The 25,845-nt window shown below is 42.2% G+C and carries 26 protein-coding genes and 1 pseudogene; 8 read left to right on the forward strand and 19 right to left on the reverse strand.

The features are described from left to right. Positions 1 to 33: 33 nt before the first annotated feature. Complete coding sequence (locus NSQ23_RS08590) at positions 34 to 2,394, reverse strand: nitric-oxide reductase large subunit (protein ID WP_339170182.1); 2,361 nt, start codon at positions 2,392 to 2,394, stop codon at positions 34 to 36. Positions 2,395 to 2,584: 190 nt separating this feature from the next. Here NSQ23_RS08590 and NSQ23_RS08595 point away from each other — a divergent pair, with 190 nt between their 5' ends. From NSQ23_RS08595 to NSQ23_RS08615, 5 genes are all read left to right on the forward strand, one after another. Next, the gene (locus NSQ23_RS08595) at positions 2,585 to 3,277 is read left to right on the forward strand and encodes a Crp/Fnr family transcriptional regulator (protein WP_004890822.1); all 693 of its coding nucleotides are present in this window, start codon (positions 2,585 to 2,587) and stop codon (positions 3,275 to 3,277) included. Between the two features lie 78 nt (positions 3,278 to 3,355). Next, the gene (locus NSQ23_RS08600) at positions 3,356 to 3,595 is read left to right on the forward strand and encodes a DUF2249 domain-containing protein (RefSeq protein ID WP_339170185.1); all 240 of its coding nucleotides are present in this window, start codon (positions 3,356 to 3,358) and stop codon (positions 3,593 to 3,595) included. Continuing rightward, a complete protein-coding gene (locus NSQ23_RS08605; protein ID WP_035019230.1) occupies positions 3,592 to 3,801 on the forward strand; it encodes a DUF2249 domain-containing protein in 210 nt (69 codons plus the stop codon). The genes NSQ23_RS08600 and NSQ23_RS08605 overlap by 4 nt, the downstream gene beginning before the upstream one ends. Continuing rightward, a complete protein-coding gene (locus NSQ23_RS08610) occupies positions 3,798 to 5,051 on the forward strand; it encodes a hypothetical protein (protein WP_339170187.1) in 1,254 nt (417 codons plus the stop codon). The genes NSQ23_RS08605 and NSQ23_RS08610 overlap by 4 nt, the downstream gene beginning before the upstream one ends. A gap of 14 nt (positions 5,052 to 5,065) precedes the next feature. Beyond that, positions 5,066 to 5,371, forward strand: a complete 306-nt coding sequence (locus NSQ23_RS08615; protein ID WP_192953322.1) for a metal-sulfur cluster assembly factor — start codon at positions 5,066 to 5,068, stop codon at positions 5,369 to 5,371. Here the strand turns inward: NSQ23_RS08615 and NSQ23_RS08620 are convergent. Genes NSQ23_RS08620 through NSQ23_RS08650 form a run of 7 tightly spaced genes read right to left on the reverse strand, consistent with a single transcriptional unit; the run spans position 5,368 to position 11,973 of the window. Then, positions 5,368 to 6,297 carry a FixH family protein gene (locus NSQ23_RS08620; RefSeq protein ID WP_339170190.1) on the reverse strand — a complete coding sequence of 310 codons (930 nt, stop codon included), beginning with the start codon at positions 6,295 to 6,297 and terminating at the stop codon, positions 5,368 to 5,370. The genes NSQ23_RS08615 and NSQ23_RS08620 overlap by 4 nt on opposite strands. Next, the gene (locus tag NSQ23_RS08625) at positions 6,294 to 6,965 is read right to left on the reverse strand and encodes an ABC transporter ATP-binding protein (protein ID WP_004890837.1); all 672 of its coding nucleotides are present in this window, start codon (positions 6,963 to 6,965) and stop codon (positions 6,294 to 6,296) included. Before NSQ23_RS08625 ends, NSQ23_RS08620 begins: the two co-directional genes overlap by 4 nt. After that, positions 6,962 to 7,759 (reverse strand): ABC transporter permease subunit, encoded by a 798-nt coding sequence (locus NSQ23_RS08630; RefSeq protein WP_339170192.1) that lies wholly within the window; start codon positions 7,757 to 7,759, stop codon positions 6,962 to 6,964. The genes NSQ23_RS08625 and NSQ23_RS08630 overlap by 4 nt, the downstream gene beginning before the upstream one ends. Further along, entirely contained in the window at positions 7,756 to 9,054 is a 1,299-nt protein-coding gene (gene nosD / locus NSQ23_RS08635) for a nitrous oxide reductase family maturation protein NosD (RefSeq protein WP_339170194.1), read from the reverse strand. Before nosD ends, NSQ23_RS08630 begins: the two co-directional genes overlap by 4 nt. Beyond that, positions 9,051 to 9,617: a hypothetical protein gene (locus NSQ23_RS08640; protein ID WP_339170195.1), complete on the reverse strand. Its 567-nt coding sequence runs from the start codon at positions 9,615 to 9,617 to the stop codon at positions 9,051 to 9,053. Before NSQ23_RS08640 ends, nosD begins: the two co-directional genes overlap by 4 nt. Positions 9,618 to 9,666: 49 nt before the next feature. After that, a complete protein-coding gene (nosZ, locus tag NSQ23_RS08645; RefSeq protein ID WP_339170196.1) occupies positions 9,667 to 11,532 on the reverse strand; it encodes a Sec-dependent nitrous-oxide reductase in 1,866 nt (621 codons plus the stop codon). An 18-nt stretch (positions 11,533 to 11,550) separates the two neighbouring features. Beyond that, the gene (locus tag NSQ23_RS08650; RefSeq protein WP_339170198.1) at positions 11,551 to 11,973 is read right to left on the reverse strand and encodes a c-type cytochrome; all 423 of its coding nucleotides are present in this window, start codon (positions 11,971 to 11,973) and stop codon (positions 11,551 to 11,553) included. Positions 11,974 to 12,152: 179 nt separating this feature from the next. Here NSQ23_RS08650 and NSQ23_RS08655 point away from each other — a divergent pair, with 179 nt between their 5' ends. Genes NSQ23_RS08655 through NSQ23_RS08665 form a run of 3 tightly spaced genes read left to right on the forward strand, consistent with a single transcriptional unit; the run spans position 12,153 to position 13,764 of the window. Further along, positions 12,153 to 12,593 carry a MarR family transcriptional regulator gene (locus NSQ23_RS08655; protein ID WP_004890850.1) on the forward strand — a complete coding sequence of 147 codons (441 nt, stop codon included), beginning with the start codon at positions 12,153 to 12,155 and terminating at the stop codon, positions 12,591 to 12,593. Positions 12,594 to 12,649: 56 nt separating this feature from the next. Continuing rightward, positions 12,650 to 13,048, forward strand: coding sequence for a DoxX family protein (locus tag NSQ23_RS08660; RefSeq protein ID WP_035018704.1), 399 nt, complete (start codon positions 12,650 to 12,652; stop codon positions 13,046 to 13,048). An 11-nt stretch (positions 13,049 to 13,059) separates the two neighbouring features. After that, a complete protein-coding gene (locus tag NSQ23_RS08665; protein ID WP_128356657.1) occupies positions 13,060 to 13,764 on the forward strand; it encodes a pirin family protein in 705 nt (234 codons plus the stop codon). 165 nt (positions 13,765 to 13,929) lie between these two features. Here NSQ23_RS08665 and NSQ23_RS08670 read toward each other — a convergent pair whose 3' ends face one another. The 11 genes and pseudogenes from NSQ23_RS08670 to NSQ23_RS08720 form a co-directional block, all read right to left on the reverse strand. Beyond that, a complete protein-coding gene (locus tag NSQ23_RS08670) occupies positions 13,930 to 15,120 on the reverse strand; it encodes an MFS transporter (protein ID WP_339170201.1) in 1,191 nt (396 codons plus the stop codon). 126 nt (positions 15,121 to 15,246) lie between these two features. Continuing rightward, positions 15,247 to 16,935 (reverse strand): formate--tetrahydrofolate ligase, encoded by a 1,689-nt coding sequence (locus NSQ23_RS08675; RefSeq protein WP_339170204.1) that lies wholly within the window; start codon positions 16,933 to 16,935, stop codon positions 15,247 to 15,249. 123 nt (positions 16,936 to 17,058) lie between these two features. Then, positions 17,059 to 17,160, reverse strand: a pseudogene (locus NSQ23_RS08680) (aldo/keto reductase family oxidoreductase); the annotation flags it as partial. Positions 17,161 to 17,253: 93 nt separating this feature from the next. Further along, a complete protein-coding gene (locus NSQ23_RS08685) occupies positions 17,254 to 18,702 on the reverse strand; it encodes an IS66 family transposase (protein ID WP_339170207.1) in 1,449 nt (482 codons plus the stop codon). 68 nt (positions 18,703 to 18,770) lie between these two features. Continuing rightward, on the reverse strand, positions 18,771 to 20,135 hold the full coding sequence (gene nagE / locus NSQ23_RS08690) for an N-acetylglucosamine-specific PTS transporter subunit IIBC (protein ID WP_339170209.1): 1,365 nt from the start codon (positions 20,133 to 20,135) through the stop codon (positions 18,771 to 18,773). A 55-nt stretch (positions 20,136 to 20,190) separates the two neighbouring features. Further along, positions 20,191 to 20,913 (reverse strand): GntR family transcriptional regulator, encoded by a 723-nt coding sequence (locus NSQ23_RS08695; protein WP_019417211.1) that lies wholly within the window; start codon positions 20,911 to 20,913, stop codon positions 20,191 to 20,193. Continuing rightward, positions 20,910 to 21,665, reverse strand: coding sequence for a glucosamine-6-phosphate deaminase (gene nagB, locus NSQ23_RS08700; RefSeq protein ID WP_192948686.1), 756 nt, complete (start codon positions 21,663 to 21,665; stop codon positions 20,910 to 20,912). The genes NSQ23_RS08695 and nagB overlap by 4 nt, the downstream gene beginning before the upstream one ends. After that, positions 21,656 to 22,849 (reverse strand): N-acetylglucosamine-6-phosphate deacetylase, encoded by a 1,194-nt coding sequence (gene nagA / locus NSQ23_RS08705; protein ID WP_192948687.1) that lies wholly within the window; start codon positions 22,847 to 22,849, stop codon positions 21,656 to 21,658. The genes nagB and nagA overlap by 10 nt, the downstream gene beginning before the upstream one ends. Positions 22,850 to 22,921: 72 nt before the next feature. Beyond that, on the reverse strand, positions 22,922 to 23,650 hold the full coding sequence (locus NSQ23_RS08710) for a sugar isomerase domain-containing protein (RefSeq protein WP_192948688.1): 729 nt from the start codon (positions 23,648 to 23,650) through the stop codon (positions 22,922 to 22,924). Positions 23,651 to 23,839: 189 nt separating this feature from the next. Then, on the reverse strand, positions 23,840 to 24,955 hold the full coding sequence (locus NSQ23_RS08715) for an IS4 family transposase (RefSeq protein ID WP_064214425.1): 1,116 nt from the start codon (positions 24,953 to 24,955) through the stop codon (positions 23,840 to 23,842). Positions 24,956 to 25,184: 229 nt separating this feature from the next. Continuing rightward, positions 25,185 to 25,724 (reverse strand): Uma2 family endonuclease, encoded by a 540-nt coding sequence (locus NSQ23_RS08720; RefSeq protein ID WP_192948757.1) that lies wholly within the window; start codon positions 25,722 to 25,724, stop codon positions 25,185 to 25,187. Between the last annotated feature and the right edge of the window lie 121 nt (positions 25,725 to 25,845).

Genomic DNA, 25,845 nt, shown 5'->3' on the forward strand with positions numbered 1-25,845 from the left:
CTAAGAGCAACCACTCTTAGGACAATTTTGTTTTTACTCCACTTCTTTCGCTAGGTCCGGAACTGGTAGCGCTTGTTCTTCTTGATGGGTCGGTTTGCGCAAATGGAACAACGCTTTGACGCTAAAGACCATAAGCGTAATGACCCCTACTAAGAAAATCGTGTCTGGAACCGAACGAAGCGTAAGTAAGTTTTGCACAATATCTTGTTTTAGAAACTCTGGCGAACGCGATGCCCAATAACCGTGCAAGAACGCTTCTTTCAATTGCATAATGCCAATCGGCAACAATGTCACCACAATCATTCCGGCAAGCCCGATGTTTAACATCCAGCATGCAAATTTCAACCATTTGTCGTTCCACGCTTCTGGTTTGACGATGTTGCGGAGCGAATAAAGCAATACGGCAATACCGAACATCCCGTACACGCCCATCATCGCGCCGTGGCCGTGCGCCGGCGTTAAAAATTGTCCGTGTTCAAAATAGCTGACGGCTGGCAAGTTAATTAAGAAACCGAGCACCCCTGCACCGACTAAGTTCCAAATCGCTGTCGAAATTAAAAACCAGAACGTCGCTTTATACGGGAAGTCAACTCCACCATCGCGCATCATTTTGTATTGCTCATACGCTTCAAGGACAAGCAACGTAAGCGGAATCACCTCAAGTGCGGAGAAGACGGCACCAAGCCCGATCCATACTTCTGCCGAACCGTTGTAGTAATAATGGTGACCAATTCCGATAACGCCGCTGCCAAGCAAAATAATGAATTGAAAATAAAGCGCGCGAACGGTTGATTTTTTCGTTACTAATTTCATTTGTACTAACAAGAAGCCGATGACGACAACGGCAAATACTTCAAAAATTCCTTCTACCCATAAGTGAATAATCCACCATCTCCAGAAATCGGCCATCGTAAAGTTCGTATCTGGATTAATAAAGAACGCGAACACGTAAAAGAACGGAACGGCGATTGCTGAGTAGAATAGCAAGTGGATTAGCCCGCCTTTATCGCTCTCGCGTTTCAATCCGCTCTTAATTCCACGGTACACAATAAACAACCAAATCAACATGCCGACAACTAAGACAATTTGCCAAATCCGACCTAATTCAATATATTCCCAACCTTGGTTACCAAGCAAGAACCAATTGTTTCCTAAATATCCGTTGACACCGAGCCATTCACCGAGCATACTTCCACCGACGAGCACAACAAGCGCCCAGAACAGTACATCGACAAGCAACCCTTGCTTTTTCGGCTCGTAGCCACCGACAAGCGGTGCAATGAAAATCCCCATGCCTAGCCATGAAGTAGCAATCCAGAAAATCGCTAGTTGCAAATGATACCCTTTGGCAATATTAAATGGCAGAATGTCATGAATCCATTTGATACCGAAAAAGCTATCTGGCTCGACATAGTAGTGCGCCAATAGCGCCCCGAACATCGACTGAACGAAGAATAAAACGGAAACAACCGCGAAATATTTCCCTGTTTTTACTTGTGAAGCGGTTAACGGCTGTTTGCGTAAATCGATAATCGGGAATTGACCGTCTTTATACGCTTCTTGCATGCTAAGTTGATAACGGTGCTGAATGAATAAAATAATCGCAACAAATAACACTAAAATCGTTGCACTTGCCCCGCTCCACCAAATCGCAGAGAACGACATCGTATTTCCCGCATCTTCATAATATGGCCAGTTGTTCGTGTACGTAATCGTATCCCCGTTTCGCAACGTGCTCGATAGCCACGCTGTCCAGAAAAAGAAATCAGCAATTTGTGTCGTTTGGTCACCGCTCGCTACCCAAGCACGACCATCTTTTGGCATATGGCTCTCTTGAATAAGCCCTTTTTTCAATCCCCAGCCATCGCCGTTTGTAAATACGTTTTTGTAGTAATCCCGCACTTGCTCTAATCCATACACTTGCGCATCCGTTAAAACGAGCACATCTGTTGCCGGGTTATAGCGGTTTTTCTTCATTTCTTTCATAACTTTTTGGCGAACGATTTGTTGTTCATCGCTCGATAGTTGCTTAAATGGCTTATGGTACAATTCGTTTGCTTTATAGTCTTGCATTCCTTCCGTATACACTTTTAATGCTTGGGCAGTGTAGTCAGGTCCCATGTAAGAACCGTGCCCGAGAACCGTTCCATAATCCATCAACCCGTATTTTTGGAACACCGATTGGCCGCCGATAATCGATTCTTTTGTCAATAACACTTCCCCGCTCTCGCTGCGGACTTCTTTCGGGCGCGGCGCCATTTCTTTAAAAATCCAATATCCGCCGACTAATAGAACGGTAAAACTGATTAAAATAGTAAAGATTAAGACAGACTTTAAAAAGCTGTTTTGCGTTGAACGAGCGACCGATGCGCGAACGTTCCGGTTTATTTCCATATCCCTCCACCTTCCTTTTCGTTTCTTTCGTTCTCATTGTAGCGCTGAAAAATGTTCCGTTATGTGAGATGTCGCAAACGTTCCCTATGATTTTCGTCACACGTTCACGAAAAGTTATGATTTATGTCACAGCTTCTCAATAGAAAACAACGTAAAATTTTGCTTAGAAATTCCATAAGGAGTGGATAATATGACGCATGATTGGATTAAAACAAGGTTGAAAAATGTCGCGCTTTTTCGGGAATTATCCGATCAAGAACTTGACTCAATCGTGAAAATTTCTCAAGTGCGTGTTTATAAACCGCGAACGTTCGTCTTTATGCAAGGAGAGCCGCTTGAACGTGTCTTTTTTATTCAATCAGGAACAGTAAAGATTTACAAAACGGATATTAACGGCAAAGAACAAATTGTGTCGATTTTGCAAACAGGAGAAATGTTCCCGCACGCTGGCTTTTTCCGTCGTGGAAGCTACCCAGCCCATGCGGAAGTGATGGAAGAAGCAACGCTCATTGCCATTCCAATCGCCGAATTTGAACAAACGCTTATTTGTTACCCAGAATTGTGCATGAAACTATTTCGCGTGATGGGAGAAAAAATTATCGACCTACAAAACCGCCTAGAAGAACAAATTCTCCATAATACGTATGAACAAATTATTTTGCTTTTATTGCGACTGACAAAAACAAACGCAGTCTCGCAAGGACGATTCCATCGCTTAACGACGCATTTTACAAACCGCGAACTCGCCAATATGATTGGCACATCGCGCGAAACAATTAGTCGTACGCTCAGCCAATTGAAGCGAAAAGGACTGATCGATATTGATGACAATGGCTATTACTTAATTGATGCAGAAAAATTGGAAAAGGAGATTTTTTTATAATATGTGACAGAGATCACAATACCCACGAGTGAAAATCGCTATCATAGAAAGTGAAGAGATCATGAAAGGGGGAGAACGATGGGAAAAATCGTGGAGTTGGATGTTCGTGATGATTTGCAAAAAAAGTTGGAGCCGTTCCAAAAAATTATGAACGCTGTTCAACCGCTCGAAGTGGGTGATACGTTTATTTTACATGCACCGTTTAAGCCCGTCCCACTTTTTGCGGTAATGAAAGCGAAAGGATTTACGTATGAAGCGGAACAACTCGACAAAAAACATTGGAAAGTGACGTTTGTCAAGCAGGGGGGAGAACGATGATCTTAGATAATCGTGGATTAGAACCTCCGCAACCGATGATGCGGACGCTTGCGGCATTAGAAACGCTTCCTAAAGGAGAGACATTAACGATTATTAATGACCGCCGCCCGATGTTTTTATACGAACAGCTTGATGAACTTGGCTATCTTTATAAAACGAAAGAGCGCGAGGATGGGAGCTTTGAAATTACGATTACAAAGGGATGACGACGATGTTTCCTTCGACACAACAAACGTATGAAACAAATATTCGCTTGCCGTTTTCTTTTATTTTATTTGGCGTCGTTGCGTTCATCGCTTCTGAAGCGATGTTGCTTTTTTCCGGCACATCGCTCGTTCAAGGGGCGTTCCGTATCCCTAGCGTATGGGCGGCGATGCATCTAGCAGTGCTCGGTTGGGCGTTAATGGTCGCGATGGGCGCGATGTATCAACTCGTTCCAGTTGCCTTTTTAACGCCGATATGGAACGAAACATTAGGATTTGTGCAATTTTTTATCACCGCACTTGGCATTTTTCTGCTTTCGATTAGTTTCCTTTGGAAAATGGAGTTCGTGTTTTTCGCTGGCTTGTTGCTTATGCTCGGGTTTGTTCTTTTTTTCATCCAAATGGCGATGACGCTAAAAAAACAGCCGGCAAAAAATATCATGACGTTATTTGTCAGTACAGCGCTTTTTTGCTTGTTATTGACGGTTTCTTTAGGAATAGCGCTTTCGTTTCATTTTTTTAGCGGCAGCAAAATAGCAGATCATGTATTCATGCTAAAAACACATCTATTATTAGGAATTGCCGGATGGTTTACGTTGCTTATTATCGGCTTTTCTTACAAAATGGTGCCGATGTTTTCGTTGGCGCACGGATTTTCGATGACGCTCGCCCGCTATGTGTACACCTTTTACGTCAGCGGACTCGCCGTTACCTTTTTCAGCTTTTTCACGAACAGTTCTGCTCTTTTCGCTAGTGGAACAGGACTGTTGTTGCTTGGGTTTGCGCTATTTAGCTACCATATCGTAACGATTTTGCGAAAGCGGGTCAAGAAAAAATTAGATCGTCCGTTTTTATTTGCGCTTTTCGCAATCGCTATCGCGCTTTGCCTACATGGATTCGCTTTTCTGTTCGCGATCATAGGAAATACGGCCGGTTTTGGCGTGATTATATACGGGTATCTTTTCGGATGGATTATTTTAAGCATTGTCGGTTATTTATATAAAATCGTGCCGTTTTTATGGTGGACGCACCGCTATAGCCAAAAAATCGGCAAAGAAAACGTACCGACGTTAAAGCAAATGATAAATGAAAAATGTACTGTTTTTACCTGCGGGCTATTTCTCGTTAGCTTTATCGGTGTCATCCTAGCGCTTATTGTTTCTAGCTTGCCGTTATTTTATGTTGCGCAAGGTGGGATGGTTGCATTTTCTCTCTTGTTTGCAGGAGCAATCATCTCCGTATTGCGGAAATAAAGGAGGAAAATCAAATGGAATTAAAAGAGATGGTCATGGAACAGCTTCGTACCGTATACGACCCAGAACTAGGCATTAATGTGGTAGATTTAGGGTTAATTTACGATTTACGCGTTGACAACGGGGTTGTGTCGATTGTGATGACACTTACTACCCCTGGCTGCCCGCTGCACGATTCCATTGTTGGTGGTGTCAAACGAGCGCTTGCACACATGGAGGGGGTAAAAGATGTCGATGTACAAATTACGTGGAATCCGCCATGGACACCAGAGCGAATGAGCGAAGCCGCACTACGGCAATTGGGCTTTTTATCAAATTAATGGGGCAAACGACCTTCTGTTTGCCCCTGAATATACAAATCGATTTGCAATGAATTGATTTGAGAAATAAACAACTCGTTATATTGTTTTTGCGCTAAATAGCGAATCTCGTTGTCGTTGACGGTTGGGTTCGCTTTTCTCACTGCACCTGCCAAATCGTTGTAAACATCGCTCACCAGCAAACGGAGTTTACTATAGTGGGAATAATCTTCCCAAAACTTTTTTTCTCCATACGTATCAATCACTTGTTGAACAACTTCATAGCGCTCATATTGACGGCGAAGCGCAGCAATCGTTTTCGTGATTTCTTGCTTTGTAACAACATGTCCTTTTTCTTCAGCTAATAAAGCCATCACCTGCAACTCTACTAAGTGTGACAAAGCTTGATCCAATCGATGTGCGTACTGCTCTCTTCGATCCCAGTAGGCAAGTTGTTCGTTTAGCGCGGCTCCTTTATACGTTGCTTGCGCGCGTTCTTTTTGAATCGCAATTTCGATTTTACTCAACGCTTGATAAAAACGAACGTCGTTCATCGTAATTTTTTCTTTACCGATTTTGGCGACTGCTGTTTCTTTTTTTACATGCATTTTTAGCAATTTTTCGACTTTGTCATTCCCTTTCTTAATGACAAGAAGCGCTTCCCAATCTCCTTCCATTGGTAGCTGTACATTTCCTTCGTAAACGCCATTTTCTTTCTCGTGCAAATCTACCTCAATTTTCCCATGATCCATATTGCTCATTTCAAACGTCGCATGAACTTTTAATTGTTTAGCTAGTTTTCCGTTTTCTTTAATTTGTACGGCAAACGGAGCCGCTACCCCTTCTTTATAAAATGGAGTCGTCTTTATCGTCACTTCCCAGTCACCGTTCGAACATCCTGTGAACAAAAATAACAAGCTGAAAAGAAAAACGGTTAGTTTCCTCATCTTCTCTCCTCCCCATACATCACGTTAGCTTCAAATTCCGCTAACGTATATTTCGTCATTTTTCCGTTCTCTAAATAAGCAATATGAGTACAAATTTGCTTCACTTCGTCTAAATGATGCGAAGATAGAAAAATCGTTTTGCCGTGCAACGAATGCAAAATCGACAAAATATCGGCCCGTCCCATCGGGTCTAGTCCGCTCGTCGGCTCATCCAATATAAAAAGGTCGGCATCATAATAAAGCATAATTCCAAGCCCAAGCCGTTGAAGCATCCCTTTGGAATATTCTTTGCTTCGGACGTTTCGCTCTTCCCACAATCCGACTAATTTCAACGCCTCTTCGATTTTTTGTTCATTGACAGCCGAACCGTTCAATGACGCGAAAAAGCGAATATTTTCTTCTCCTGTCAAATGAGGATATAGCTGAAACTTTTCCGGCAAATAAGCGACATGCGGTTTCCACTGGTGTTGTTTGTTTGGGATGCCGCAAATCGAAATTTTCCCTTGCTTTATCGGGATCATATTTAACACACTCGAAATAAGCGTCGATTTGCCCGCTCCGTTTCTTCCGATAAGCGCGCACCGCTCTCCTTTCCCCACGACAAGTGAAACATCGTCTAACACTTTTTTCTGCTTGTACGCGACGGTGACATGTTCCATCACAATCATCCTTGTTCCCCCTTCCGATAAAACAAGACAGAAGCGAAAAAGACGATACCAACCCAAACGACGATATTGAGTGCTACTAACGTTAGCGGTGGAAATGAGAAAAATTTTTCCATCGTTCGCGATAAATAATCGAGCGAAAAAACACCAAGCGACGTTTCTAAAAAGAAACGAAGCGTATGCATCGGCTGCAAGAAATAAAGGAGCGCAAAGCTTTGGACGTTATCATAAGTGACGTTCGGCAACATATAAAGCAACACGAAATCGTACAAATATAAGAAAAAGAAAAGAACAAATAAGTTCGCACCGATCAGTTGAATTTTCGTTCGGCAAACGCTTCCTAACAATAGCCCAATTTGATTAAAGATGACAATGAGCACCGTGATAGCAGCTAAAAAAGAAAGAAAATGTGTCGCGTGAAACGAAAAAACAAATTTTACTGGTATCATCAGTACAAAATACGAAAGGAGAAACATGCCGATCGTGATCGTTTGCACTGCTACGCTTTTTCGCCATAAAAACGAGCCGTATGAACCGCTGCGCGCCATCATCATAAGGAGCGTCTTAAACTCTTTTTCTTGCATCACAGCAAATGAAGCAAAAAAGAGACAAAGAATTGGGATGACATAAATATTCATTTCAAACAGCGTTAATAAAAACACTGCAAATCCTTCATCTACCGGCAAATTTTTTGTGTTTAAAAAAACGGAAAAAGACATAGCAACTACCAAAATAAAGAAAAGCCAAAACGCTTTTCCACGAGAAATTTCTAACCATTCTTTCCAAATAAAGTTCATTGTCGTTGACCCCTTTTGCTTTGTAAAATCCAGACCATCATTACAAGCGCAACTAATATCGTTGTCCACGGCATGCTGTGGCGATCGACAAACGGATGATTGTCGGTTGCCATAACTTCTGTTTCGTGCATCAACTCGTTTATTTTTTCGTATAGTTTAATGCTTGGTGTATTTAAAAATAAATACGCTAATTCATTTTGTTCGACGATTTTGTGTAACGATGATTTATATTGAAACGGAGAATCGCCTTTTCCGTCTTGATTTAAGTCGAAAAAGTGCGCGTCGTCTCCCCAATGATTTCCTACGCCACGAAAACTGAAGCGATTATTTTCTTCGCCCCCTAAACTTAATACAGAAATCGTATTATTCCAAAAACGATTGTTCGTAAATGTTTGGCGCTGTGAACTTCCCCATAATTCAACGCCAATTTGGTTTTTGACAATCGTATTGCCCTCTATAAAGTTGTTCGTCGATTGATCAATATAGAACGCTCGTTCGTTTTGATAAAATTCGTTACCAATAATTTTGTTGTCATTCGCCATTTGCAACAACACTCCAAACGAACGCATTCCTTTATTTAACAAAAATTCATTACCTTTTAACACGATGCGATTCGAATTCATAATTGCCGCACCGCCAGTATTTAACGTAAATCGGTTTCGGTAAAACTCGTTATCGTCTGAATACATATAATGAAGTCCGTATCTTGTACGCGAAACGTCATTATCTTTCACAACGTTATGATTGGCGTAGTCAAAAAACATGCCGTCTCTCGTTCCGACAATTGTATTATGGGCAAGCTTGTTAAAATTAGAGTAATACACGTGCAATCCATTCCCTTGTCCAGCTATCTCCCCACTTTTCCCAATGACGCGCACATATTCGACGACATTATGATGAGCTTGGCTTAAGTAAATACCGTGAAACGAATTGGTAATCGTAATATGTTTCAATGTGTTATCATCGGAATATACTTTAATGGCGGCATACTCTTCTTGTGTGCTACGACTTTTCCCGCTATTTGTCACCGTCACATTCGCAATCGTCACATGCGGTGCGCGAATACTGATGACGTTTCCGTTGCCGCTTCCTTTAATAACCGTATGGGCTGCCCCTTTAATCGTTATCGGCTTTTCGATAACGATATCGCCGACATATGTTTTATTTTTTAATAAAAGCGTTCCGTTCGCTGGCGTTTCATCAATTAGTTGTTGCAGCGTCCCCTCTGCATAAGTCGCCGGTGGAGAGAGGAACGGAAAGAAAAGAAGGACAAGCCCAAGCAACCACTTTTTCATCGTTTTCGCTCCCTCCATAACGGAAGTATAAGCAAGAGAAATGCTGCCCCAATCATATACGCACCGGTAGAAAAATAGCTGTTCGTCACAAAGTTAGCGATGCGATTTTCCCCAAACACTGGCGGAACGAACGGTTCGATTTTAATTGGTGCATCATCGCTTAAATTTGTTCCGAAGTCAACTAACCAGCGATGAAGATCATAAAGCCCTAACAATCCACCGAAAGCAAAAACAATGATTAGTCCGAACAGCCATCGTTTATCGCGAAGCCACGCGACCACTAACGTCAAAACCGCCAGCGCCCCGATAACGTACGGCAAATACGACAATTCCGGAAAGCTTTCTTCGCTGAACGGTTTCATGCCGATATAATGGTTCAACCCATTAATAATGTCGATATTTCCTTTCAGCTTATTGGGATAGACAATAATATCGAGTCCCTCAGGATATTGCGGTGCAACAAACCGCATTCCCCACCACGGAAAAAAGAGCGATGCACCGATTAAAACAGCCGCACAGCTAATGATGAGTGCGGATGAAACAGATAATTTCGCTTTCTTCATTCTTTTCACTTCCTTTTAATTAAAAGGGGGAAAGATTCCCCCCTTTTTCTTATTGCTTTGGTTTGACGAGTAAATATCCTGTCATTTCTTGGTGCAATGCTGAACAGAAATTTGTGCAATAAATTGGATATGTTCCTGCTTTATCCGCCACAAATTCTACTGTGTTCGTTTGCCCTGGTTGTATTTCGATATTAAGATTGTATTTGTTAATCGCAAAACCGTGTGTAATATCTTCGTCACGGTCGATGTTCGTGAGATGGATAAATACTTTATCGCCTTCGTTTACCTCTATGACATCTGGACGTTTTGCTTTCGCATCAAAAATGAATTTCGAACGCATCGCAATACCATATACGTGCACTTCATTTCCTTTTCGAACGATGCGCGTATCTTTTTGGTTAAAGACAGCGTACGGGTTTTTCTCGTCTTTTGGATATACTTCAATCGTTTTAATTTTATCTGCTTTAATCATTTGCCCGTAGTGCGGTTCCGGATCGACCGGTGCCGATTGAATAACTTCCATTTTTCCACTAATATCGATTAATTGCATCGACTCTGGGTGCGATGGTCCAACAGATAAATAGCTGTCTTTTGCCAATTTATTCAACGAAACTAAATATTTTCCGTCCGGAGAAACGGTGTCGCCTTCTGCAGCAACCGAGTGGCCTGGCGAATATTGCACCGGCACACGGTCAAGCACTTCGCCTGTGTTCGGATCCCATTTGACGACTTCAGAAGAAATGAACATCGTCGTATACGCCATTCCTTTATCATCGAATTGGGTATGAAGTGGTCCAATTGCATTTTCTGGATTCACTTCACGCTCCATGACAGATTCATATTTTAAAATTGGGATGCCATTTCGCTCACCGGCGAAGTCTTTATTTTCAATCGCTTTAAACGCCTTTTCAAACGAGAATACAGTAAGTAATGGCGCTAATTTCCCTGAAGCGATAAATCGCTTGCCGTCAGGCGTAACGTCTACCCCGTGCGGCGATTTCGCCACTGGTATTAAATAAATGCCACCTTTATGTTTTTCTGGGAAAATCACTTTTTGCCCCTCAACCGTATCGTATTTTCCCTCTTTCACCATTTTCTCAAGCTCCCGCCAGTTAAATAAAACGATAAAGTCGCGGTCTTCCTTAGAAGCGTTAATTTCTAAGTTCGTTGTTGCTTCTTCTGTGTTATATGTCGTAATAACCGCCCAGTCTTTTGATACTTTTTTTCCTGCATCGGACAAGTCATATGACCATGGCGGCAACGCCACTTGGTAGGCAATATTTAATTTTTGCTCGTTTTCATCAAATGTGACAGCGCTCATCACGCCGCGATATTTTGTGCTGTAGTCATCGAGCGATTCATATTTATCCCCAAGCGGAACGGCAAAGCGCGTCGGCAGAAATAAATATTCCGTATTTTCCGTCACAAATGCCGCACAGTGTGGACCGCTTGTATTTGGCACACTAATAATGTCTTTAACGGTAAACGTTTTCAAATCCATCACTGCCGCACGGCTGTTGGCGACATCGGTCGCAAATAAATATTTTCCGTCATAATCTCCGTTCGTTTCGGAAAGCGCAGGATGGTGCAAATCTCCCCATGTGTAGCCGCCAAGCATTTTTTTCGAATGTTCGTCCCATCCATATCCGGTAGCGGAGTCAAGTGAAAATACAGGGACAGTTCGAATGCGTCGAAGCGATGGAACACCATATACAAATAACTGTCCTGAGTGGCCACCAGAAGCAAATAAGTAGTATTCATCTCTCTCGCCAAACGGAACGTATACTTTTTCCGCATTGGTTTTCGCAGATGCCGTTGAAGTCGGTTGTTTTGGAGAAAAATCGCCGAAAAAAACAGTGGAAGCTAACACACCGACAGCCAATCCAGAAATGGCGGAAATCCATTTTTTCTTCATACGAACACCTCTTTTCGTTTATTTTTCGGAGGCAACTTTTAACGCTTGAACGATCGCATTTCGTTCCTCATCCGTTAATGGATTCGATTTGATTACACCAGACATCACGGCAGACGTTGGCTCCTTTAAAAACTCATCAATTGGTTTTCCATGTTTTCCTTCGACTTCTACATAAGCGTTCGATAAGTCGGGTCCTGTCGTACCGCCTTGCACATTCAATTTAGAAATAGCGTGACAAGAAATACACCCTTTTTGTTTAAAAATTTCCCCCTCCTTCGAACTTACAGTGGTGTCCTTTTGTTCAGTCGACGTTTCGTTGCTTTGCTCAGTAGCTGTTGGTTGTTCTTTGGCAGGCTCTTTGTTAGCGAAATGGAAATATGTATATCCACCTGCCAAGCCTATAACAGCGCTAAGCAAAAAAATAAGCAGTGACTGTTTCATTTCCTCACCTCTTTTCATTTTTCCTTCACATCTATTATAATGTCTTACATAAAATTCAAGTTGTGCTACAAATCACTTGACGATGGAATTTTTTGAACAAATGATGACATATTAACCGTTGACAACTTACTTTTCGTAAGTTTATAATTATCTTGAAGTCAAGATAAAGGTTGATGCGTATGAATCAAAACGAGCAAACATTATCGTTAAAACTATTCGTTGTTCTTTCTAGGGCACATAAAGCCGTATCCGAACATGTTAAGCATGACATCCAACGTTACGGACTAAACCCAACGGAGTTTGGTGTGCTCGATTTACTGTATCATAAAGGAGCGCAGCCGATTCAACAAATAGGTGACAAAATTTTACTCACTAGTGGAAGTATGACATATGTCGTCGACAAACTCGAAGAAAAAGGATATATTGTCCGGCAACGTTGTGAAAAAGATCGGCGCATTACGTACGCTGTTATTACTGACGAAGGAAAAGCACTAATGGATCACATTTTTCCGCAACACGCACAAAAAATGTTGGAGATTTTCCAATCTTTGTCCACAGATGAAAAAGAAATGGCGATTCATTTGCTCAAAAAGATAGGTCTTTCATTAGCGCCTTTTTAAAGGCCTATCGCACAACTTTTATCTTGAAATCAAGATATATGAAAGGAGAAATGATCATGATGCACATTGGTATTTTACTTATTCGTCTCGCTGTTGGTTTAACGTTTGTCGGTCATGGGGCTCAAAAGTTGTTTGGATGGTTCGGAGGATACGGCTTAAAAGGAACAGGTGGGTGGCTTGAGTCCATTGGGTTAAAACCGGGAGTGACAATGGCACTCATTGCTGGCCTAGCGGAGTTCGTTGGGGGATTGTTGTTTGCTCTCGGGCTGTTCACCCCATTTGCCGCTTTGTTGCTCGCTGCTACAATGGTCGTCGCTATTGTAAAAGTGCACGCTCCGAATGGATTTTGGGTCACTCAAAATGGCTTTGAGTACAACTTTATTTTGATTGTTGTTGTGATCGGTATTGCTCTTATCGGCGCAGGCGACTACTCAATTGATGCACTCATAAAATAAGGAGGCACACCATGATTCACGTATATCCTGGACATAAACGGTTTCAATCAAACCACGGTTGGCTACAAAGCTATTTTAGTTTTTCATTCGCTGAATACTTTGATCGAAACAATATGCACTTTGGTCCATTACGTGTATTTAATGATGATATCATCGCGCCACAACGTGGTTTTGGAGCGCACCCCCATCAAGAAATGGAAATTGTTACAGTCGTTCTAAAAGGACAACTTGAACATCGCGATAATCTCGGCAATCATCGCATCATTTCATTCGGTGAAGTACAACGGATGACAGCCGGAACAGGCATTGTACATTCAGAAATGAATCCATCTGCTACAGAAGAAGTCAATCTTCTACAACTTTGGTTTCTACCTGAAGCACGCGGCCTTACCCCGTCATATGAACAAGTTTCATACGATATTCAAAAAATGAAGAACCGTTTATTGCCTATTGTTTCGAAAACACAGGCCGGAAATGAAGTTGCCTACATTCATCAAGACATAACGATGTATTTATCCGATTTAGAAAATAATCAGCACATAACATTCCATCAACAAGAAGGACGTCGCATATACCTGTTTGTTATTGAAGGAGAACTCGTATTAAATGATGATACAATGTTACAACGTCGCGATGCTGCTCGTATAACAGATATAACAACATTACACATCACATCGAAAACAAACAGCCAATTTATGCTTATCGACTTACCATAGTTGCCAGCTTGCCCAGAAAAACGGGCAAGCCGGATTGATGTCTATATGCTTTTTCATTACTTTAACATGCGAATGCATGACCTTTTTACACAGCCCAAAAAAGAAAAACTACCCGTTCGCCTTATTGAACGAGCATCTGTATAGTGGCAAGCGATACACTTGCCACTATGCTTCTTTCGGCAACCAAAATGTCAACACGCCAAACAAAGGAAGAAAGCTACACATAACCATAAGTGTTTTTAGCGTATACACGTCTGCAATTTTTCCGAGTGCAACCGCTCCAAGCGCTCCCATTCCAAATGCGAGACCCACAATTAATCCCGATGCCATCCCGACATTTCCTGGAAGCAATTCTTGCGCATAAACAACAAAAGTAGCGAAACTAGACGATAAAATAAAACCCGTGACAAAAACAATTGGCAAAACAAAATGAAGTGGCACATATGGCAAAATGAGCGCAAATGGTGCCGTACCAAGCGTGGATGCAAAAATTAAATTTCGTCTCCCAAATCGATCAGCAAGCGGACCGCCAAAAACTGTCCCGATTGCCCCTGCAATCATAAAAACAAATAAATAAAGCTGCGCTTCACGAATCGAAATATGATAATATTTCGCTAAATAAAATTGATAATAATTTGAAATTCCCGCATAGTACCACGAACGCGCAAACACTAAAAGAACTAAAAGAATGAGTGCAAATATTACACGTTTGTTTGCACGCCCCTTTTCTTCTATCGTTTTTTCATGTCGCTCTTTCACCTGATACAATTGAACAGCATACCATTTAGAAACCCAAAATAAAACAGTCATCCCAACCGCTGCAACAAACACAAACCATCCTGCTCCCTTTTGCCCGAACGGAACAAAAATAAGGGCTGTAAATAACGGTGCAAGGGCGTTTCCTGTATTGCCGCCAAGTTGGTAAATCGATTGGGCAAATCCTCTTCTCGCTCGAGCAGCCAAATAAACAACACGCGAACCTTCCGGATGAAATACTGCTGACCCTAATCCAATGAATAAAACCGACAATAAAACAAAGAAAAAATTAGGCGCAAACGCCAATCCAATCATTCCTAACAAACTAGCTCCCATGCCAAGCGGCAAAAAGCTCGGTGACGGGCGTCGATCCGAAAGCAAACCGACAACCGGTTGCAAGATGGACGAAGTCATATTCAGCGTAAATGCAATCCAACCGATTTGTGTATAAGATAAATGCATCGATGATTCTAAAATAGGAAACAGCGCTGGCACCACAGCTTGCATCGCGTCGTTCAATAAATGACCGATGCTAATAGCGATTAAGATAGGATAAACAACGGTTTGCATATTTGCACGTTGCTCAATACTTGCTTGCATTTTCCTCTCTCCCTACGAAACAAATGGAATATTTACATTATAATACCTTCTGTCAATATTTCAATTTTTTTGCTTACTCATAAAAAGCGCCTCATCACATAGATGAGACGCTACCTTATTGCTCACTTAGAAAAGTCCGCGTGCGTTTCCATGTTCGTCGATATCCATCTGAAGCGCTGCTGGTTGTTTCGGCAAGCCTGGCATCGTCATGACATCCCCTGTTAAGGCGACGAGAAATCCAGCGCCAATCGATGGTTTTAATTCGCGCACTGTGATCGTGAAATCGGTCGGGCGGCCAAGCTTTGTTGGGTCATCGGAAAGCGAATATTGCGTCTTTGCCATGCAAATCGGGAGCTTGTCCCACCCAAACGATGTAAATTGTTCGATTTGCTTTTTCGCCTTGTCAGAAAAAGAAACGTCGCTTGCACCATAAACATCGCGCGCGATTTTTTGAATTTTATCCGTAATCGGTTCATCTAATTCGTATAACGGAGTGTACGTGCTTTTTGTATTTTCGATTACTTCTAATACTTTATGAGCTAAATCAATTCCGCCATCCCCACCTTTTTCCCATACTTCCGTTAACGATACAGGATATTCTTTTTCTTCACAAAATGCCGTTAATGCTTGAATTTCTTTATTTGTATCCGTAATAAAACGGTTAATAGCAACGACAAACGGCAAACCAAACGCTTGAATCGTTTCAATATGTTTCTCTAAATTGGCTAGTCCTTTTTTTAATGCCTCGACATTTTCGCTCGCTAGTTGTTGTTTCCCTACCCCGCCGTGCATTTTTAACGCCCGAACCGTTGCCACAATGACAACTGCTGATGGTTCAATTCCTGCCGTGCGCGCTTTAATATGTAAAAATTTCTCCGCACCTAAATCCGCACCAAATCCCGCCTCTGTCACGACATAGTCCCCAAGCTTTTGCGCCATTTTTGTTGCGATAACGCTATTGCATCCGTGAGCGATATTGGCAAACGGACCACCGTGCACAAGCGCAGGTACATGTTCTACCGTTTGGACTAAATTCGGTTTTAGCGCATCTTTTAATAAAAGTGTGAGGGCTCCCTCGGCGCCAAGATCCGCTACGGTCACAGGTTGACGATCCACGTTATATGCCACAACCATTTTTGCTAAACGCTGTTTTAAGTCTTGCAAATCGGTTGCTAAGCAAAACACCGCCATGATTTCAGAGGCAACGGTAATATCGAATCCGTCCTCGCGTGGCACGCCTTGCGTCGGTCCACCTAATCCGACCACGACTTTACGTAGTGCACGGTCATTTAAATCAACTGCTCGCTTCCAAACGATGCGGCGCGTATCGATTCGTAATTCATTTCCTTGGTGAATATGGTTGTCAATAAGCGCAGCTAAGAAGTTGTTCGCGGTCGTAATCGCATGTAAGTCTCCTGTAAAGTGCAAATTAATGTCTTCCATCGGCAACACTTGTGAATACCCTCCACCTGTCGCACCGCCTTTTATTCCCATCGTCGGACCAAGGGAAGGTTCCCGCATCGCAATTATCACTTTTTTACCCATTTTATGTAACGCTTGACCAAGCCCGACAGTGACCGTCGATTTTCCCTCTCCCGCCGGCGTTGGATTAATTGACGTCACTAAAATGACATGGCCGTCTTGTTTCGTCGCTAACCGCTTCAGTGCATGAAGGGAAATTTTCGCTTTATAATGCCCATACGGTTCAATCTCTTCTTCTAACAAATCCAGTTCACTTGCAATGTCTTGAATGCGCTTTAATTTCGTTTCTTGGGCAATTTCAATGTCTGTTTTAATCTTCGTCGTCATTGTCATCGTTCAGTCCCCCAGTATAAAAATAATCCCCCCTTATTTTAGCACGGTGGTATGAAAAGATGACAGAGCTTAAGCAATGAAAAAACACTTTTTCAGCAATCGCCAAAAAAGTGTTTTCGTCAATTACGGCAACCGATGACCTGCCGTACGATAGATTTCGTACCACTCTTGTCGAGAGAGTTGCACATGGCTTGCTTGGCAAATGTCTTTTAAATCATATTTTCCGCATTTCATTTGCTAAAAATGTAACTATTCATCCCGATAGTAGTATGTAAAGGAGCGCAACACAAATAAGGCATCCCCGTAATAGAAAATGCCCTAAGTGGTAGAAAGAACACGATCGAGCGTTTCGCCTGTCAACAGAAGACATAACGAATCCCACACGTTTTTTTCGTGTTTCGTCAGTGTGGAAATGATGCTTCTTGTGATGCAAAAAGACTGGGCGAATGTTTCTTCGCGAAATGTACCCGAAATGTTCTCTTTCACTTTAACCATGCGAAGATCGCGTTCGGCTTGGTTGTTGTCAAAGGGAACATGCACTTCACGTAAGAAACGCAACGCTTCTTCCTTTCGTTTTTGAAGGCGTCGAACAAAAGCGAGTGCTTTTTTCGGAAGAGGCGTCGCCGTTTCCAATCGGTGTTGTGCTCTTTCTAGGATGCGATCATACACTCGTTCCCACCGTCTCGCTTCTTCTTCGGAAAGTGCACCGTGATGGGCTTCGACGGCTTGCTTGGCGGCTAACAGAAACGTGGTCATGCGCATCGCCCACGTATGCCCTTGTTCGATGAATCCTTTTAACTCACGCAAATGATGGGCGTGACAAAGGGCATGGGTGGCATGTGTGTATTTCGGATACGTACCGAACGCATCGTGCATCATCGTCCCTTCATATCGGGGAAGAATCCCGATATCATCGGTCGCTTTTTTTCCACGAGAAGCGTGAGGAGCCAAGTATGTATATCTCGATGTACACGCGACATGCACCCATGCGAGTTTCCCATTGATGCGCAAACTCGTTTCATCGACATGCAGGATGTTGGATTCAAGTAAGGCGTCTTCGATGATGTCCATATTTGATTCCAACGCTTCACGTCCTCGTTTCACCATATTGGCAAGAGTTCCCGTACTAATCGAGTGTTGATATAACGCTTCGATTGTATCACTTAAACGCTTGTACGGGATCAATTGGATATGATGTAAATAAACAACGAGCGCAGTAAGACGTGGACCGTATTGCACATGATTCGTGACATGGGATGGGAATTCGGCTTGTTGAACACATCGACAATGTGGACACGATTTCACTTCACGTTCATGTTGTGTCACCTCGATCGCCACAGGAGGGACATCAAACACTTGACGGATATCGACTTTGAACGGTTTGACTTCACGCAAAGAAGCCCCACATCCTTGACACGTATGCACACGGTGGACGACACGATGATGTGGATGTTCCACTTGACGGAGCGTCGTTCCTTGATGTCCTTCTTGTCCGCCTGGCTTGTTGCCAGATGGTTGACGAGAAGAACGCGTGTTGGCAAAACGGTCAGAAGATGGGGGCAAATGGCTATTGGAGCTGTTTTTTTTCGTGCGTGCTTCCAGCTCTTGAACACGGTACTTCAGTTGTTCATTTTCTTTGCGTAGTTGTTTGTTTTCGTGACGCAAATGTTCATTTTCTTGAACGAGTTGATGAATGAGCTGTTTTTGTTGTTGAACTTTGCCGATTAAGCTCTCAACTGTAAATACAGCTTGTTGTACCGTCAACATGCGATTCACCTCCTTGTCTATCAGTATTCACATCATAGACAAGGAAAGAAGAAAATATTCAGCTCACTTTATGATGTGGCTGAATAGTTACCTAAAAATTCAACGTCTGTTCCGACGACTACTTGCAAATCTGACTGGTTGAGACGAACGATGCCTTTTGCCCCTAAACGCTTTAACTCTGCCTCATTTACTTTTGACATATCATTTATTTTTAACCGCAAACGTGTGATGCAATTATCAAGATGGACAATGTTCGCTTTTCCGCCTAACGCCTTCATATATTGTTGCGCCAATTCTTCGTACTTCGTACCCGACGGAATCCCACTTTCCGCAAATTCTCCCTCCACTTCGTCTTCTCGGCCTGGTGTCTTTAAATCCAGCTTTTTGATTAGGAAATAAAATACGAGAAAATAAATGACGCCATAAACAATCCCTTGCACAAATAATAGTAGCGGTTTTTGAGCGATTCCGTAGTTTAAGAAATAATCGATTGCACCAGCGGAAAACCCAAACCCGTGATGAATGCCTAATAGCGTAGCAATTGATAGCGATAGCCCCGTTAGTGCAGCGTGAACGAAATAAAGTAATGGTGATAAAAACATAAATAAAAACTCAATCGGTTCTGTAATCCCTGTTAAAAACGATGTAAAAGCAACCCCGAGAAGTGCGCCAGCTACTGCTTTTCGCCGTTCTTCTTTCGCTGCGGCAATCATCGCAAACGCAGCGGCTGGAAGACCAAACATCATTACTGGGAAAAAGCCCGCCATAAAAATCCCTGCATCAGGATCTTCTGCGAAGAAACGGTTTAAATCACCTGTTTTTCCATGGAACTCACCAAAGACAAACCAAACTAAACTATTAAGAACATGATGCAGACCAGCAGGGATTAACAAGCGATTCAAGAAACCAAAAATGCCAACTCCAATCGCCCCTGCTCCAACAATCCACTCCCCTACTGCATTAATACCGTGCTGAATTGGTGGCCATATATACCCAAATATTAGCGCGAGCACAAGCATTGCAAACGACGTAACAATCGGTACAAACCGCTTGCCACCAAAAAATCCGAGCCAGTCTGGGAGTTTTTTATCGTGATAACGATTATACAGCACCCCTGCGACGGCACCAGAAATAATTCCACCTAATACAGCCATATTCACTTCTTCATTGATTGCAGCAGTTCCTTTCGTCAACACGAAATACCCAACTGCCCCTGCTAATGCTGCTGCACCGTTGCCGTCTTTCGCTAATCCTACCGCTACACCAATAGCAAATAAAAGTGCTAAGTTAGAGAAAACAGCATCTCCTGCAGCAGCGATAAACGGGATGTTCAGTAAATCTGGTTGGCCTAACCGAAGCAATAGCGCTGCTGCTGGCAATACAGCAATCGGAAGCATGAGCGCTTTCCCAATTCGTTGTAAAAATCCTAACATACAAATTCCCCCTTTTTCATGTATAGAAAAGCAAATGAGTTGCCTTTCTCCCGCATCAACGTTCCATTTCAATCATAAATTTGTAGCGATCCGCGCGATACACGGATTTAACGATTTCAAGCGGCTGGCCAGTTTGTAAATAGCTGTTGCGTTGAATAAGCAGCACTGGGGCTCCTTCTTTAATTTGCAGCAACTCTGCCTCCAGCTTCCGTGCGACGGATGCTTCTAGTACTTGTGTTGCGGAGCGAATGGTTAATCCTAGTTTATTTTCAATAAATTCATAAATAGAACCGCTTACATTTTGCTCCGTGAGCCCAGGAACAAGCGAACAAGGGACATACGCTGTTTCAAGCGCCATCGGCAATCCGTCAGCGAGGCGGATACGGCGGATTTCATAAACGTCCTCTCCTTCACCAATTCCAAGTTGGCTAGCGAAAGATGGAGAGGCAGGAATGGTGTGAAAAGCTAATAGGGTTGTTCCCGGTACCATTCCTCGCGCTCGCATATCTTCTGAAAAACTTGTTAGCCCTTTTAACGGTTGTTCAATTTTTTTCGTTGCAACAAACGTTCCTTTTCCTCGTTTTCTTACTAAATAGCCGTCATTGACTAAGTTGTTAATCGCTTGGCGAACGGTCATCCGGCTAATTTCATACATTTCCGCCCATTCCCTTTCCGACGGAATCATTTCCCCAGGTTGAAGCTGTCCTTTCTCAATCATTTCTTTAATTCCTTGTTCCAGTTGATAGTAAATTGGTAGCGGTGAATGTTTATTAATCATGGACGATGCACCCTTCTTTTCTCTTTGCTTACATGCGACAATGCTTCCGTATCGGCGATCACAATGACGTTTGGATGCGCTTTTAAAATAGAAGCAGGAACAGCTGGCGTGACTTCCCCTTCAAGAAGGCGAGAAACCGCCCATGCTTTTCTTTTTCCTGACACTAATAAAATGATTTGCTTACTTTTCATAATCGTCGCAATTCCCATTGTAATCGCATGCGTTGGTACTGCATCTGCAGAAGGAAAAAAACGGGCGTTTGCTTTTCTTGTCGACTCTGAAAGTTGAACAACATGTGTCGTGGAAGCAAAAGACGTGTTTGGTTCGTTAAACCCGATGTGCCCATTTTGTCCGATTCCTAACAGCTGCAGATCAATTCCTCCACATTGCTCAATCAATCGCTCGTAGCGGGCGCATTCCTCTTCTAGAAGGGGAGCACATCCATTCGGAATATAGGTTTGTGCTAAAGGGATATCGAGAAAACGAAACAGTTTCTCATTCATATAATAGCGATAACTATTTGGATGAGTAGCGTCTAATCCAATATATTCGTCTAAATTAAACGTCCGAACATCTCGATAAGACGTGTTGTGTTGTTGATGTTCATTTACAAGCACAGCATACGTTCCAAGCATCGTTTCTCCTGTTGCCAATCCTAGTACAGAATCGGGCTTTTTTCTGACTTGTTCGCTAATCATCTCCGCTGCCTTTTGGCTCATTTCGTCATAATCGTTCACTTGTATCACTCGCATCTATTTCCCCTCCTGTCATATGCCAATTTTCCACGGCAAAATGTCATGACAACCTCATAGGTTTCGTTTAGTACAACAAGATCGGCATCTTTTCCTGTACGAATGCTCCCTTTGCGATCAAGTACACCGAGTTGTTTTGCTGGGTTCCAACTCGCCATATGAATGGCATCTTCGAGCGAACACTTTGCAAATGCGATCACATTTTGCACCGCTTGTTTCAACGTCAGCACACTCCCTGCTAACGTTCCGTCTACTAACATTGCTTTTCCGTTACGAACAACGACCCGTTGTCCTCCTAGTTCATATTCTCCTTCTCCAAATTTTCCTTCTCCAAAGCATTTCGCTCGCATTGAATCAGTAATGATGACCAATCCTTCTTTTCCTTTGTTCTTATAAGCAAACCAAACCATTTCTGGTGCAACATGAATCCCATCCGCAATTAACTCGCACATTACTTCCTCATGCATAAGTGCAGCTAAAGCAACCCCTGGTGTTCGATGATGAATACCGCTCATGCCATTAAACAAGTGTGTGACATGCGTGACCCCTGCCTGAATTGCTTTTTTTACTTGTTCATACCCCGCATCAGAATGACCAATGGATGCAATAACATCGTTTTCTTTTAAATACGAAACAAGCGCTATGCCATTGTTCTCTTCTGGTGCAAGCGTAACGAGCCGAATGTTTCCGTTTGCTTTTTGTTGCCAATGCTGAAACAACGCAACGTTTGGTTCGATAATATCGCGCGGATGCTGCGCTCCTGCCCGTTTAGGCGAAAGGAACGGTCCTTCTAAATGAATGCCTAGCACTTCCGACTGACCGGGAACGTTATATCGCATGTAACGCGCAACGTTTTCTACTGCTTGTTCAATCTGTTCGGCGGGCGCCGTCATCGTTGTTGCTAGAAAACTAGTCGTCCCTTCTTCCGGCAAACGGGAGACAATCGTTTGCAGTGCCTCCATCGATGCATCCATCACATCCGCACCGAAAGCACCGTGAATATGAAGATCAATGAACCCTGGAACAAGGAAGTAGCGAGGAGCTAATTCAATCGTTGGTACATCTGGAAAAAATGTATTTGAACCAACATAAGCAATTTTCTCCCCTTCTACCAATACGCATCCATTTTCTATCCACCCTTCTTCTGCATAAACAGTTGCATTTTTCAAAAGAAATCGGTTCATCTTTTACACCATCCTTCTCTTTATATATATTAATATTATATTATCTAGTTGTCTATACCACTTATTTTATTTTTAAAATGAAATTCGGTCCCGATATTGTCGAATCCATTTTTCGTTATGCTCTTTTCCACCAGGTAGATGGTTGCTAAGAAAAATAGGTGGGGTGACTCCTTCCTCAGCCAATCGGATCGTTGCCTCTGCGAAAATAGCATGTAAAATAGCCGCACCTACAATCGTGGACGTCGGTGCAAACGAAACAGGAATCGCGGGATGGGTTAAAATCGCATCACCTGCTACTGAATGGTTATCAATGACAAGATCAACACATTCCGCTAATCGCTTTCCGCTCGAGTGCAGCGTTGGAAGAGACTGCGAATATGCCAATGACGTTACGCCAATCACGTAAGCCCCTCTCTCTTTCGCCCATAGCGCAACATCAATTGGCACTGGATTGCATCCTGAAGTGGAAACAACAAAAGCAACATCGTTTGGCGCAAACGTTTCTTTTGCTAAAAACATTTGCACGTATCCCTCTTTCTTTTCTAATTGCGAGGATTGGATCGCCCCTTCATGAAGCATTAGCGGTTCTATCAGTATCGGTTTCACGGGCACAAGCCCACCGGCACGATAAAAAACTTCCTCCGCTAGTAGATGGGAATGCCCACAGCCGAAAATATGGACGAGCCCGTTTTGTCGCATACATTCCGCAACTTTTTCCGCTGCGAGTAAAACCTTTTCTCTTTCTTTTTGTTCTACTATAGTAAGTAACCGATGAATGTGCCCAAAATATTCAAAAAACACAGCTATTTTCTCTCCTTTTTATTAAACTTTTTTTATTAAACCACTAGTGTTGCATAAATATTGTCGTAATTTTCAGTTTTATTATTTTTCCTGTTTAGAGCCAAAAAGGTGAATACCCAATTAAAGGTGACTCCATCCATTTGGAAATTTATTGACAATTAGACCTGTGCGACGACGACAATTTACTTATTAAGGGATGGCTTTTCCTTCAATTTTTCGAAGCCAGATATGTGCTGGTTTCCACAATGCAGCCCTTAAATAACGGCTAATTTGTAAGGTTTTTCGCGTACTATTTGTTTCAATTTGTGCCAGAACATGTAGGCAAAAAACAATAAGTGCGATAAATACTTGATTTTGAATCGCCCATTCACTTTGACCATAGAATTTTTTGATGCTGAGATGTTGTTTGATCCATTTAAAAAACAGTTCAATAGCCCATCGTGATTTGTACATCTCGGAAATTTCTTCGGCGCTTAAATCAAAACGATTTGTGATTAAATGGAGTTCATTTCCTTTTGAATCCATCACTTTTAGAAGGCGAAAGTAATTTTCAGCACGGTTTTGAGTTGTTCCAATCAATACCATTTGATCTGACAAAACACTCGTATCTTCGGGTAGTTTAAAATCATAAACTTCCCGTATAACAGCGTTTTTCCGTAGTCTGGAAAGAAAGAAGTAGCCGTCATCCGTCATACGATCAAAGCGCTCATAGTCTAGGTAGCCACGGTCAAACACATACATGCATTCCTTGTCATCCACCATGATTTCAAGCTGTCCACGGTCATGTTCTCTTGCCGTTGTCATCAAAGCTTTTTCAGGATAGGATATCCCCTTTTCCATAAACACAAGGCGCAAATGTAGCTTTACACCCGCCTTTGTTTTACGAAACTTCGCCCATTTATGGTTGGTCAAATTAAGTGGCAATGTGCTTGAATCAATGATTTTTAAAGGCATGACCCGTTTTGTGTGTTGTGTTTTGGCATGAATTTTTGCGACTAAATCAAGAAAAAGCTTTTGAAATAGATCTGGGTTTATACCATTTAATCGCCGTGACAACTGTGAAATACTGATAGAATTAAGGCCGACCCCTTTTTGAAGCTGGTCATCAAAAAGGCAATCGCTTAGCGCATGGAGACTTTCGATTTCTTCCAATTGCGCAAAAAGCAGTAATTTTAGAAATGACTCTGTCGTTAATTTTTTCGTATAGTAATCTAATTTCATCGTTTTCACCTGTTCTTCAAATAATTGAAGATTTATTGGCGAAAACCATTGTCCAAATGAAGTTTTTCGTGTAATCTTGTCCATGAGTTTGGTCCTTTTTAGTGGATTTGGACGGGTTACCACCTGACTTATCCATTATAAAGGACTTTTTCTTTTCACAAAATAAAATAAGTGAAGATTGTGAGTCTTTTTAATATTAAAATCAAATTAATGCAACACTAGTGTTATTAAACTTTTTTATTAAACTAACGATTTTAAATAGAAAAATCAAACATACAAGGGCTTTTCGACAAAGCCCTTGTATACGTTTCAATTAACTAAAAATCTTTGCTACATCAAGTGAAAATGCTGGAAAAATAGATGAACGTACACTTCCCTTTTCCTTAATCACTTCCACCTGGTCGTATTGCTTCTGTTCGTTCAACGCATACACTTGTATGCTATTTAGCATTGGATTGACAATCCAATATTCTTTTACTTGATAGCGCATATAAATGTTCAATTTAAAAACTAAATCGTACGCTTGGTTCGATGGACTTAAAATTTCTATAATCCACGTAGGCACACCAACGTATTTTTGATCTTGTAACCCTTCTTTATCACAAATGACACATAAATCAGGAACAACGATATATTTTTCATCAATCTCATTGCTATATAATTCCACATCCCAAGGGGCATGGAACACTTCACAATCCGTTTCCTCAAAAAAGTGAAAAAGTTCAACATACATGCGTCCAGATATTCGCTGATGCTTTGTAGACGGTGAAGGAACCATACATACAACCCCATTCATATATTCCAACCGCTTATCCGTTGTTTCTCTTAATTCATCATACTCCTCTAATGACATCCAACGTTGGTTAACAACTCTCACGACATCACCCCTTTTTTACTCCCTTATACTTTCTATTATACTTTCGCTTTGAAGCAACTTCTATCGCAAACTGTGCCCCCATTAACTCAACGGCGCA

Source organism: Anoxybacillus sp. FSL W8-1294, from assembly GCF_037965005.1.
GTDB classification, from domain to species: Bacteria; Bacillota; Bacilli; order Bacillales; family Anoxybacillaceae; genus Anoxybacillus; species Anoxybacillus flavithermus_G.

Bases quoted from the DNA above. Each gene is read 5' to 3' on its own strand.
- NSQ23_RS08590 (WP_339170182.1), bottom strand. From the start codon at position 2,394: ATGGAAATAAACCGGAACGTTCGCGCATCGGTCGCTCGTTCAACGCAA.
- NSQ23_RS08595 (WP_004890822.1), top strand. From the start codon at position 2,585: ATGACGCATGATTGGATTAAAACAAGGTTGAAAAATGTCGCGCTTTTT.
- NSQ23_RS08600 (WP_339170185.1), top strand. From the start codon at position 3,356: ATGGGAAAAATCGTGGAGTTGGATGTTCGTGATGATTTGCAAAAAAAG.
- NSQ23_RS08605 (WP_035019230.1), top strand. From the start codon at position 3,592: ATGATCTTAGATAATCGTGGATTAGAACCTCCGCAACCGATGATGCGG.
- NSQ23_RS08610 (WP_339170187.1), top strand. From the start codon at position 3,798: ATGACGACGATGTTTCCTTCGACACAACAAACGTATGAAACAAATATT.
- NSQ23_RS08615 (WP_192953322.1), top strand. From the start codon at position 5,066: ATGGAATTAAAAGAGATGGTCATGGAACAGCTTCGTACCGTATACGAC.
- NSQ23_RS08620 (WP_339170190.1), bottom strand. From the start codon at position 6,297: ATGAGGAAACTAACCGTTTTTCTTTTCAGCTTGTTATTTTTGTTCACA.
- NSQ23_RS08625 (WP_004890837.1), bottom strand. From the start codon at position 6,965: ATGATTGTGATGGAACATGTCACCGTCGCGTACAAGCAGAAAAAAGTG.
- NSQ23_RS08630 (WP_339170192.1), bottom strand. From the start codon at position 7,759: ATGAACTTTATTTGGAAAGAATGGTTAGAAATTTCTCGTGGAAAAGCG.
- nosD (WP_339170194.1), bottom strand. From the start codon at position 9,054: ATGAAAAAGTGGTTGCTTGGGCTTGTCCTTCTTTTCTTTCCGTTCCTC.
- NSQ23_RS08640 (WP_339170195.1), bottom strand. From the start codon at position 9,617: ATGAAGAAAGCGAAATTATCTGTTTCATCCGCACTCATCATTAGCTGT.
- nosZ (WP_339170196.1), bottom strand. From the start codon at position 11,532: ATGAAGAAAAAATGGATTTCCGCCATTTCTGGATTGGCTGTCGGTGTG.
- NSQ23_RS08650 (WP_339170198.1), bottom strand. From the start codon at position 11,973: ATGAAACAGTCACTGCTTATTTTTTTGCTTAGCGCTGTTATAGGCTTG.
- NSQ23_RS08655 (WP_004890850.1), top strand. From the start codon at position 12,153: ATGAATCAAAACGAGCAAACATTATCGTTAAAACTATTCGTTGTTCTT.
- NSQ23_RS08660 (WP_035018704.1), top strand. From the start codon at position 12,650: ATGATGCACATTGGTATTTTACTTATTCGTCTCGCTGTTGGTTTAACG.
- NSQ23_RS08665 (WP_128356657.1), top strand. From the start codon at position 13,060: ATGATTCACGTATATCCTGGACATAAACGGTTTCAATCAAACCACGGT.
- NSQ23_RS08670 (WP_339170201.1), bottom strand. From the start codon at position 15,120: ATGCAAGCAAGTATTGAGCAACGTGCAAATATGCAAACCGTTGTTTAT.
- NSQ23_RS08675 (WP_339170204.1), bottom strand. From the start codon at position 16,935: ATGACAATGACGACGAAGATTAAAACAGACATTGAAATTGCCCAAGAA.
- NSQ23_RS08685 (WP_339170207.1), bottom strand. From the start codon at position 18,702: ATGTTGACGGTACAACAAGCTGTATTTACAGTTGAGAGCTTAATCGGC.
- nagE (WP_339170209.1), bottom strand. From the start codon at position 20,135: ATGTTAGGATTTTTACAACGAATTGGGAAAGCGCTCATGCTTCCGATT.
- NSQ23_RS08695 (WP_019417211.1), bottom strand. From the start codon at position 20,913: ATGATTAATAAACATTCACCGCTACCAATTTACTATCAACTGGAACAA.
- nagB (WP_192948686.1), bottom strand. From the start codon at position 21,665: ATGCGAGTGATACAAGTGAACGATTATGACGAAATGAGCCAAAAGGCA.
- nagA (WP_192948687.1), bottom strand. From the start codon at position 22,849: ATGAACCGATTTCTTTTGAAAAATGCAACTGTTTATGCAGAAGAAGGG.
- NSQ23_RS08715 (WP_064214425.1), bottom strand. From the start codon at position 24,955: ATGGACAAGATTACACGAAAAACTTCATTTGGACAATGGTTTTCGCCA.
- NSQ23_RS08720 (WP_192948757.1), bottom strand. From the start codon at position 25,724: ATGTCATTAGAGGAGTATGATGAATTAAGAGAAACAACGGATAAGCGG.